At 49.3% G+C, this 9204-nt stretch carries 10 protein-coding genes and 4 tRNA genes; 1 reads left to right on the plus strand and 13 read right to left on the minus strand.

Annotated features, from left to right (window positions below):
- Positions 1-138 precede the first annotated feature (138 nt).
- From rplL to RTW80_RS15880, 11 genes are all read right to left on the minus strand, one after another.
- Positions 139-504, minus strand: a complete 366-nt coding sequence (gene rplL, locus RTW80_RS15830) for a 50S ribosomal protein L7/L12 (RefSeq protein ID WP_000028878.1) — start codon at positions 502-504, stop codon at positions 139-141.
- 66 nt (positions 505-570) lie between these two features.
- Positions 571-1068 carry a 50S ribosomal protein L10 gene (gene rplJ / locus RTW80_RS15835; RefSeq protein ID WP_001207201.1) on the minus strand — a complete coding sequence of 166 codons (498 nt, stop codon included), beginning with the start codon at positions 1066-1068 and terminating at the stop codon, positions 571-573.
- Between the two features lie 412 nt (positions 1069-1480).
- Positions 1481-2185, minus strand: a complete 705-nt coding sequence (rplA, locus tag RTW80_RS15840; protein WP_001096684.1) for a 50S ribosomal protein L1 — start codon at positions 2183-2185, stop codon at positions 1481-1483.
- Positions 2186-2188: 3 nt separating this feature from the next.
- The gene (gene rplK / locus RTW80_RS15845) at positions 2189-2617 is read right to left on the minus strand and encodes a 50S ribosomal protein L11 (RefSeq protein ID WP_001085926.1); all 429 of its coding nucleotides are present in this window, start codon (positions 2615-2617) and stop codon (positions 2189-2191) included.
- 158 nt (positions 2618-2775) lie between these two features.
- Positions 2776-3321 (minus strand): transcription termination/antitermination protein NusG, encoded by a 546-nt coding sequence (gene nusG, locus RTW80_RS15850; RefSeq protein ID WP_001287516.1) that lies wholly within the window; start codon positions 3319-3321, stop codon positions 2776-2778.
- A gap of 1 nt (position 3322) precedes the next feature.
- Positions 3323-3706: a preprotein translocase subunit SecE gene (secE, locus tag RTW80_RS15855; protein WP_001275702.1), complete on the minus strand. Its 384-nt coding sequence runs from the start codon at positions 3704-3706 to the stop codon at positions 3323-3325.
- Positions 3707-3935: 229 nt separating this feature from the next.
- Positions 3936-5120, minus strand: a complete 1185-nt coding sequence (gene tuf / locus RTW80_RS15860; protein ID WP_000031784.1) for an elongation factor Tu — start codon at positions 5118-5120, stop codon at positions 3936-3938.
- Positions 5121-5234: 114 nt separating this feature from the next.
- A tRNA-Thr gene (locus RTW80_RS15865) sits at positions 5235-5310 on the minus strand.
- Between the two features lie 6 nt (positions 5311-5316).
- Positions 5317-5391, minus strand: a tRNA-Gly gene (locus RTW80_RS15870).
- 116 nt (positions 5392-5507) lie between these two features.
- A tRNA-Tyr gene (locus RTW80_RS15875) sits at positions 5508-5592 on the minus strand.
- A gap of 8 nt (positions 5593-5600) precedes the next feature.
- Positions 5601-5676: transfer RNA gene (locus tag RTW80_RS15880), tRNA-Thr, on the minus strand.
- A gap of 361 nt (positions 5677-6037) precedes the next feature.
- Here RTW80_RS15880 and coaA point away from each other — a divergent pair.
- The gene (gene coaA / locus RTW80_RS15885) at positions 6038-6988 is read left to right on the plus strand and encodes a type I pantothenate kinase (protein WP_000023081.1); all 951 of its coding nucleotides are present in this window, start codon (positions 6038-6040) and stop codon (positions 6986-6988) included.
- Positions 6989-7016: 28 nt separating this feature from the next.
- Here the strand turns inward: coaA and birA are convergent, their stop codons facing one another.
- Entirely contained in the window at positions 7017-7982 is a 966-nt protein-coding gene (birA, locus tag RTW80_RS15890; RefSeq protein ID WP_000654614.1) for a bifunctional biotin--[acetyl-CoA-carboxylase] ligase/biotin operon repressor BirA, read from the minus strand.
- On the minus strand, positions 7979-9007 hold the full coding sequence (murB, locus tag RTW80_RS15895; RefSeq protein WP_001016666.1) for a UDP-N-acetylmuramate dehydrogenase: 1029 nt from the start codon (positions 9005-9007) through the stop codon (positions 7979-7981). The genes birA and murB overlap by 4 nt, the downstream gene beginning before the upstream one ends.
- Positions 9008-9204 lie beyond the last annotated feature (197 nt).

Genomic DNA, 9204 nt, shown 5'->3' on the forward strand with positions numbered 1-9204 from the left:
TAGAAACAAGCATTGAAAGGCACAGCAGTAGTCAAACAGTGTGAAACGCTACTGGCGCCTTACAGCGCAAAAAGGCTGGTGACTAAAAAGTCACCAGCCATCAGCCTGATTTCTCAGGCTGCAACCGGAAGGGTTGGCTTATTTAACTTCAACTTCAGCGCCAGCTTCTTCCAGAGCTTTTTTCAGTGCTTCTGCGTCGTCTTTGCTCACGCCTTCTTTCAGAGCAGCCGGTGCAGATTCTACCAGGTCTTTAGCTTCTTTCAGACCCAGGCCAGTTGCGCCACGTACTGCTTTGATAACAGCAACTTTGTTAGCGCCAGCAGCTTTCAGAATTACGTCGAATTCAGTTTTTTCTTCAGCAGCTTCAACCGGGCCAGCAGCTACAGCTACAGCAGCAGCAGCGGAAACACCGAATTTTTCTTCCATTGCAGAGATCAGTTCTACAACGTCCATTACAGACATAGCTGCAACTGCTTCAATGATTTGATCTTTAGTGATAGACATTTAAATTGTTCCTGAATATCAGAATAAGTTTATACGTAAGCGAATGCGTTAAAAAGATAACTGCGATTAAGCAGCTTCTTTCGCATCGCGTACAGCAGCCAGAGTACGAACCAGTTTGCCAGCCGAAGCTTCTTTCATGGTTGCCATCAGGCGTGCAATTGCTTCTTCGTAGGTCGGCAGAGTTGCCAGGCGGTCGATCTGAGACGCCGGGATCAGCTCACCTTCAAAGGCAGCGGCTTTGACCTCAAATTTTGCATTCGCTTTCGCGAACTCTTTGAACAGACGAGCAGCAGCGCCCGGGTGTTCCATAGAGTATGCAATCAGGGTCGGACCAACAAACGCGTCTTTCAGGCACTCGAACGGAGTACCTTCAACAGCACGGCGCAGCAGGGTGTTACGAACAACACGCATGTATACGCCAGCTTCGCGACCTGCTTTACGCAGTTCAGTCATTTTATCTACAGTTACGCCACGGGAATCCGCAACTACTGCAGACAGCGCGCCTTTGGCTACTTCGCTGACTTCAGCAACAATCGCTTGTTTGTCTTGAAGATTTAAAGCCATTAGCTTTGCTCCTGGATGTTTGCCAGAGAAAATCTCTGGAACTCACTTCACTCCTCCAAACGGAGAGAGCGTCTTAATTACGGTGAGCAGAAACAAGCCAGAATATAAAAGAATAATCTTAGCGTTCTGTCACCGTCTACGCAGGGGATTAAGTTTCTTGCGAAACTCCTGCGGTCTTCGACGGAGGCCTGGATAGGCCAGGCTCCAACGAACAAATCTTTTCTATCCGTCGCTATTCAACTTGTGGCGACGTTGGCTTCCTTCATTCGCACCAGTCACATAGTTAGCTATGCTCCTGGCGACTCACTCAGTTGCCGCCTTGCCACAACCCGAATATCTCGGATATACGTCTGCATTAAGCATTATACGTGGGGGTAAGATTGTAGACAAAATCACCGCCCACGTAAAGGCATTAGTTTACAGAAGCGCTCAGGCCAGCCTGGTCAACTGCAACACCTGCACCCATGGTGGTGGAGATGCTAACTTTCTTGATGTACACGCCTTTCGCCTGAGTCGGTTTTGCTTTTTTCAGCGCAACCAGCAGAGCTTCCAGGTTTTCTTTCAGTTTGTCAGCGTCAAAGTCCACTTTACCGATGGTGGTGTGGATGATGCCGTTTTTGTCGTTACGGTAACGAACCTGGCCAGCTTTAGCGTTTTTAACCGCTTCAGCAACGTTCGGCGTTACAGTACCCACTTTCGGGTTTGGCATCAGGCCGCGCGGACCCAGAACCTGGCCCAGCTGGCCAACAACGCGCATTGCATCCGGAGAAGCAATAACAACGTCAAAGTTCATTTCGCCTTTCTTGATCTGGTCAGCCAGATCTTCCATACCTACCAGTTCTGCGCCTGCAGCTTTAGCAGCTTCAGCATTTGCACCTTGGGTAAATACGGCTACGCGAACGGAACGGCCAGTACCGTGCGGCAGTACAGTTGCACCACGTACGTTCTGGTCAGATTTACGAGCGTCGATGCCGAGGTTAACAGCTACGTCCACGCTTTCTACGAATTTAGCAGTCGCCAGCTCTTTCAGCAGTGCGATAGCTTCGTTGATGTCGTACTGTTTGGTTGCATCAACTTTCTCGCGGATAACACGCATGCGCTTGGTCAGTTTAGCCATTTCTTAGTCCTCCACTACCAGGCCCATGGAACGTGCAGTACCTTCGATGGAGCGAGTCATCGCTTCAATGTCGGCACCAGTCATGTCGGCAGCTTTGGTCTGCGCGATTTCCTGCAGCTGAGCGCGGGAAATTTTACCCACTTTGTCTTTGTTCGGCTTACCGGAACCAGACTTGATACCAGCCGCTTTTTTCAGCAGAACTGCTGCCGGCGGGGTCTTGGTAACGAAAGTGAAAGAACGGTCAGCGTAAACGGTGATTACTACCGGAATCGGCAGACCTTTTTCGATGGAATCAGTTTTTGCGTTGAACGCTTTGCAGAATTCCATGATGTTTACGCCCTGCTGACCCAGAGCCGGACCTACTGGCGGACTCGGGTTAGCCATACCAGCTGCAACCTGCAGCTTGACATAGGCTTGTACTTTCTTAGCCATTATAAATTCCTCAAGTTGGGTAATAACGCCTCTGAGAGGCTCCCCGTGATATAAAAAATCGTTTTACGGGCAAGGCCCATAAAAACAAAAGGCGCGAAATTGTATTCCAATCTCACGCCTTGTGCAACGATTAAATCGCCGCTTTTTTGATCGCTGGGTTAGGCTTTTTCAACCTGGCTGAAGTCCAGCTCTACCGGGGTCGCACGACCGAAGATAGAAACAGACACTTTCAGACGAGATTTCTCGTAATCCACTTCTTCAACAACACCGTTGAAGTCAGCGAACGGACCATCATTAACACGGACCATTTCACCCGGTTCAAACAGCGTTTTCGGACGCGGCTTATCACCAACCTGCTGCAGGCGGTTCATAATCGCATCGACTTCTTTATCGCTGATTGGCGCAGGACGATCGGAAGTACCGCCGATGAAGCCCATCACACGCGGTACGCTGCGCACCAGGTGCCAGCTCGCGTCGTTCATCACCATCTGAACGAGGACGTAGCCAGGGAAGAATTTACGTTCGCTTTTGCGACGCTGACCGCCACGGATTTCAACCACTTCTTCGGTTGGTACCATGACTTCACCAAACAAATCTTCCATGTTGTGTAATTTGATATGCTCACGCAGCGACGTTGCTACGCGGCCTTCAAAACCGGAAAACGCCTGAACGACGTACCAGCGCTTTTTAGGAGCTTCAGACATCTCAGAACCTCAGGCCAGTGATAAAGGATACCAGGCGAACCAGAATACCATCCAGTCCCCACAGGATCAGTGACATTACTGCGGTAACCGCAGCCACAATCAGCGTGGTGTGCAATGTTTCCTGGCGAGTCGGCCAAATGACCTTACGGACTTCGGTACGCGCTTCACGGGCAAAAGCAACGGTAGCTTTACCTTTTGTCGTTAACAGCGCGACACCACCCGCTGCAGCAATCAGAATTACTACGGCCAGCGCACGCAGCGGCAGCATAATGTCGCGATAAAGGTAGTTGCCGACAATCGCCACCAGGAGCAATGCCACCACAACGACCCACTTCATCGCTTCCAGGCCGCGCCCGCTTCCTTGAGCTTCGGTATTCGCACTCATAAACCAACCTGTCAGAAGTTTTCTACAAACATTTTCACCCCGCGATCGCGAGGCAAACCAAATCGAAACGCGTATTAGCTTTTCGGATTATACGCCCTCAACAGAGCCTGTCTCAGCAATGATTATGACAAAGAAAATCACTGATGAGCCAGGTTCTGGTACGAAAGCGTGCAAAAAGGGCATCAAATGATGCCCTTTTAGTGCGCATTGCGTCAAATGTTATCGGCAATTAGCTCAGAACTTTTGCTACAACGCCCGCGCCAACGGTACGGCCGCCTTCACGGATTGCGAAACGCAGACCGTCGTCCATCGCGATCGGGTGGATCAGGGTAACAACCATTTTGATGTTGTCGCCCGGCATTACCATCTCTACGCCTTCCGGCAGTTCGATGGTACCAGTCACGTCAGTAGTACGGAAGTAGAACTGCGGACGGTAGCCTTTGAAGAACGGAGTATGACGACCGCCTTCATCTTTGGACAGAATGTACACTTCAGATTCGAACTTGGTGTGCGGCTTGATGGTGCCCGGCTTAGCCAGTACCTGACCACGTTCGATTTCTTCACGTTTGATACCACGCAGCAGAACACCTACGTTCTCACCAGCACGGCCTTCGTCCAGCAGTTTGCGGAACATTTCAACGCCAGTACAGGTAGACTTCTGAGTCTCTTTGATACCAACGATTTCAACTTCTTCACCAACTTTGATGATACCGCGTTCTACACGACCGGTAACAACGGTACCACGACCGGAGATGGAGAATACGTCTTCGATCGGCAGCAGGAACGGCTTGTCAATCGCACGCTCTGGTTCCGGAATGTAAGAATCCAGGAAGCCAGCCAGTTCCAGGATTTTCGCTTCCCACTCTGCGTCGCCTTCCAGCGCTTTCAGAGCAGAACCACGAACGATCGGAGTGTCGTCGCCCGGGAAGTCATACTGAGACAGAAGTTCACGAACTTCCATTTCAACCAGTTCCAGCAGCTCTTCGTCATCAACCATGTCGCATTTGTTCAGGAACACGATGATGTACGGAACGCCTACCTGACGACCCAGCAGGATGTGCTCACGAGTCTGCGGCATCGGGCCGTCAGTCGCAGCAACTACCAGGATCGCGCCGTCCATCTGAGCAGCACCGGTGATCATGTTTTTAACATAGTCGGCGTGCCCCGGGCAGTCTACGTGTGCGTAGTGACGGGTCGGGGTGTCGTATTCAACGTGAGAAGTGTTGATGGTGATACCACGAGCTTTTTCTTCCGGCGCGTTATCGATCTGGTCGAATGCGCGAGCAGCACCGCCGTAGGTTTTAGCCAGTACGGTAGTGATTGCAGCGGTCAGCGTTGTTTTACCATGGTCAACGTGGCCGATAGTACCGACGTTAACGTGCGGTTTTGTACGTTCAAACTTTTCTTTAGACATCGATTGTCCCTCTAAGACACGGATAAATCGGTGATATCACCACATCAACCAGGCAACATGCCCGACTTGTTGAATGCAATAAACAGAAGGAAAAAACAGGGAGGAGAAAAGAAGTGGTGCTGATAGGCAGATTCGAACTGCCGACCTCACCCTTACCAAGGGTGCGCTCTACCAACTGAGCTATATCAGCACATCTTGGAGCGGGCAGCGGGAATCGAACCCGCATCATCAGCTTGGAAGGCTGAGGTAATAGCCATTATACGATGCCCGCATCCTGGAACTCGGCTACCTGATTTTCATTCTGCACTGAATATCGAGAGAAGCTCTCTTCATTCGAGCCGGTAAGCGAACTTATCGTCTCGGGCTACGCCATCGCGTGGCCGAAATTGGTGGTGGGGGAAGGATTCGAACCTTCGAAGTCTGTGACGGCAGATTTACAGTCTGCTCCCTTTGGCCGCTCGGGAACCCCACCGGACTTGATGGTGCCGACTACCGGAATCGAACTGGTGACCTACTGATTACAAGTCAGTTGCTCTACCTACTGAGCTAAGTCGGCATCAAGTAGCGCGCATTCTATGGAGACATGCGAGTTCATGCAACTAAAAAATTGCATAATTTGTTTTATTGGTCACATTTTATGCGACACGATGAAGAAACAGCCGAACGGAGGGCAGATTAGCACACTTTTTCAACATCATTGTGCTCAACAATGCGCTCCTGCTAAACCATAATTCTTTTTATCAGATGGAATATCTGTCACATTGCTTTTCAACGATAGCTTCCTGGCAGAGATTTTTTCTTATTATTCCTCCCCATCTGGTGTTACCCTCCTGCCCATTAACCCATTCAACAGAACTGTGACGCGCCATGGCAAATATCGCTTTGCCGATAGAGCTATGACCGCCAGAAACATGCTTATGAGTATAAAAGAGCAAACGTTAATGACGCCTTACCTACAGTTTGACCGCAACCAGTGGGCAGCTCTGCGTGATTCCGTACCTATGACGTTATCGGAAGATGAGATCGCCCGTCTCAAAGGTATTAATGAAGATCTCTCGTTAGAAGAAGTTGCCGAGATCTATTTACCTTTGTCACGTTTGCTGAACTTCTATATAAGCTCGAATCTGCGCCGTCAGGCAGTTCTGGAACAGTTTCTTGGTACTAACGGGCAACGCATTCCTTACATTATCAGTATTGCTGGCAGTGTCGCGGTGGGGAAAAGTACAACCGCCCGTGTATTGCAGGCGCTATTAAGCCGTTGGCCGGAACATCGTCGTGTTGAACTGATCACTACAGATGGCTTCCTTCACCCTAATCAGGTTCTGAAAGAACGTGGTCTGATGAAGAAGAAAGGCTTCCCGGAATCGTATGATATGCATCGCCTGGTGAAGTTTGTTTCCGATCTCAAATCCGGCGTGCCAAACGTTACAGCCCCTGTTTACTCGCATCTTATTTATGATGTGATCCCGGATGGAGATAAAACGGTTGTTCAGCCTGATATTTTAATTCTTGAAGGGTTAAATGTCTTACAGAGCGGGATGGATTATCCACACGATCCACATCATGTATTTGTTTCTGATTTTGTCGATTTTTCGATATATGTTGATGCACCGGAAGACTTACTTCAGACGTGGTATATCAACCGTTTTCTGAAATTCCGCGAAGGGGCTTTTACCGACCCGGATTCCTATTTTCATAACTACGCGAAATTAACTAAAGAAGAAGCGATTAAGACTGCCATGACATTGTGGAAAGAGATCAACTGGCTGAACTTAAAGCAAAATATTCTACCTACTCGTGAGCGCGCCAGTTTAATCCTGACGAAAAGTGCTAATCATGCGGTAGAAGAGGTCAGACTACGCAAATAATTTGCAGGGGAGCGAATACTCCCCTTTCTTATTTTTCTGCACTACGCAGGGATATTTCACCGCCCATCCAGGGTTTTATTATTCCATCCTGCTCAAGTAATAAAGCCCCCTGTTTGTCTATTCCGCGTGAAATGCCAAATATTTCTTTATCACCAATGATAAGTTTCACTGGGCGATTAATAAAATTATCCAGCTTTTCCCAGCGCGACAGATAAGGTGCCAATCCTTCTTGTTCGAAGAGTTCCAACGCAGCACGTAATTCACGTATTAGCATGGCCGCCAACGTATTACGATCGAGATTGATCCCCGCTTCCTGCAGCGTGATCCACCCCTGATTAACGACACTCTCTTCAACACGGCGCATTGCCATGTTGATCCCGGCTCCAATGACTATTTGCGCCGCATCGCCAGTTTTGCCAGTCAGCTCCACAAGAATGCCTGCCAGCTTGCGATCCTGCAGATAGAGGTCATTAGGCCATTTGACACGAACTTTATCTGCTCCCAGCTTGCGTAATACTTCCGCCATCACGATACCGATAACCAGACTTAAACCAATCGCCGCCGCCGGGCCTTGTTCCAGACGCCAGAACATCGACAAATATAAGTTTGCGCCAAAAGGCGAAAACCATTTCCGCCCCCGGCGACCACGGCCAGCCTGCTGGTATTCTGCAACACAGGCATCGCCCGATTTAAGCTCTCCGATACGATCAAGAAGGTACTGATTCGTGGAGTCAATAACTGGCAGCACGGCTACACTACCGCCATCCAGCTGACCCAATATCTGTTCAGCATTAAGTAACTGGATGGGCTCAGGCAGGCTGTATCCTTTACCCGGAACGGTAAAGACATCAACGCCCCAGTCACGCAGTGTCTGAATGTGTTTATTAATAGCCGCCCGGCTCATTCCCAGCGTTTCACCCAACTGCTCGCCAGAGTGAAATTCACCGTTCGCTAACAGGGCAATCAATTTCAGTGGCACGGTGTTATCCTTCATGAAATTGTCTCCACTGCGCTCACTTCACCTGATGCACCAATAAAGCGGACTTCAGGCTCAAGCCAGACATTAAATTTTTCACCCACTTTTTGTCTTACATGGTGTGCCAGTTGCACCACATCTTCGCTTTTTGCATTGTCTTCATTAATGAGAACTAACGCCTGTTGACGGTGCACCGCAGCCCCACCCATTTGCATCCCTTTTAGCTGGCACTGATCAATAAGCCAACCTGCTGCCAGTTTTACTGAACCATCCGCCTGGGGGTAATTTGGTGCTGTTGGAAATTGTGACAGTAATGCTTCAGCCGTTTCGGCAGATACAACAGGGTTTTTGAAGAAACTACCGGCATTGCCATTCACTTTTGGATCAGGGAGTTTGGTGGTGCGCATATGACACACCGCATTAAATACTTGCTGTGGCGTTACTGTTGTAGGATCCAGACGAGTTAAGTCACCATACGTTAGTACAGGTTGCCACTCTTTTGGCAGACGCAGACCTACGGCTACAATGGCGAAGCGATCCTGGTATTCATGTTTAAAAATACTGTCGCGATAGCCAAAACGGCACTCTTTGGCAGTTAAGCGCACTTGCTTGCCTGTCGCCAGTTCAACACAATCAACATAAGCGCAAACTCGCTGTAATTCTACGCCATAAGCACCAATATTCTGGATAGGTGATGAGCCGACACAACCAGGAATTAATGCCAGATTTTCCAGACCAGGCATACCTTCCTGCAAAGTGTATTTTACCAGGCGATGCCAGTTTTCTCCGGCTCCTACATGTAAATACCACGCATCAGGTTCATCATGAATTTCGATACCTTTGATCCGGTTGATGATCACCGTGCCGCGATAGTCTTCCAGAAAAAGTACATTACTTCCTTCACCCAGAATAAGAACGGGTTGTCCTTCTGCGGTTGCATGCTGCCAGGCATTGAGTAATTGTTGTTCGTCTTCGGCACATACAATGTGCTGAGCATTATGATCAATGCCAAATGTGTTCCAGGGTTTTAAGGAGTGGTTCATAGCTGCTTTCCTGATGCAAAAACGAGGCTAGTTTACCGTATCTGTGGGGGGATGGCTTGTAGATATGACGACAGGAAGAGTTTGTAGAAACGCAAAAAGGCCATCCGTCAGGATGGCCTTCTGCTTAATTTGATGCCTGGCAGTTCCCTACTCTCGCATGGGGAGACCCCACACTACCATCGGCGCTACGGCGTTTC

The organism is Escherichia sp. AM3 (assembly GCF_032029835.1).
Lineage (GTDB): Bacteria > Pseudomonadota > Gammaproteobacteria > Enterobacterales > Enterobacteriaceae > Escherichia > Escherichia coli.

Coding starts and splice junctions, on each gene's coding strand:
- rplL (WP_000028878.1), bottom strand. CDS start 504: ATGTCTATCACTAAAGATCAAATCATTGAAGCAGTTGCAGCTATGTCT.
- rplJ (WP_001207201.1), bottom strand. CDS start 1,068: ATGGCTTTAAATCTTCAAGACAAACAAGCGATTGTTGCTGAAGTCAGC.
- rplA (WP_001096684.1), bottom strand. CDS start 2,185: ATGGCTAAACTGACCAAGCGCATGCGTGTTATCCGCGAGAAAGTTGAT.
- rplK (WP_001085926.1), bottom strand. CDS start 2,617: ATGGCTAAGAAAGTACAAGCCTATGTCAAGCTGCAGGTTGCAGCTGGT.
- nusG (WP_001287516.1), bottom strand. CDS start 3,321: ATGTCTGAAGCTCCTAAAAAGCGCTGGTACGTCGTTCAGGCGTTTTCC.
- secE (WP_001275702.1), bottom strand. CDS start 3,706: ATGAGTGCGAATACCGAAGCTCAAGGAAGCGGGCGCGGCCTGGAAGCG.
- tuf (WP_000031784.1), bottom strand. CDS start 5,120: ATGTCTAAAGAAAAGTTTGAACGTACAAAACCGCACGTTAACGTCGGT.
- coaA (WP_000023081.1), top strand. CDS start 6,038: ATGAGTATAAAAGAGCAAACGTTAATGACGCCTTACCTACAGTTTGAC.
- birA (WP_000654614.1), bottom strand. CDS start 7,982: ATGAAGGATAACACCGTGCCACTGAAATTGATTGCCCTGTTAGCGAAC.
- murB (WP_001016666.1), bottom strand. CDS start 9,007: ATGAACCACTCCTTAAAACCCTGGAACACATTTGGCATTGATCATAAT.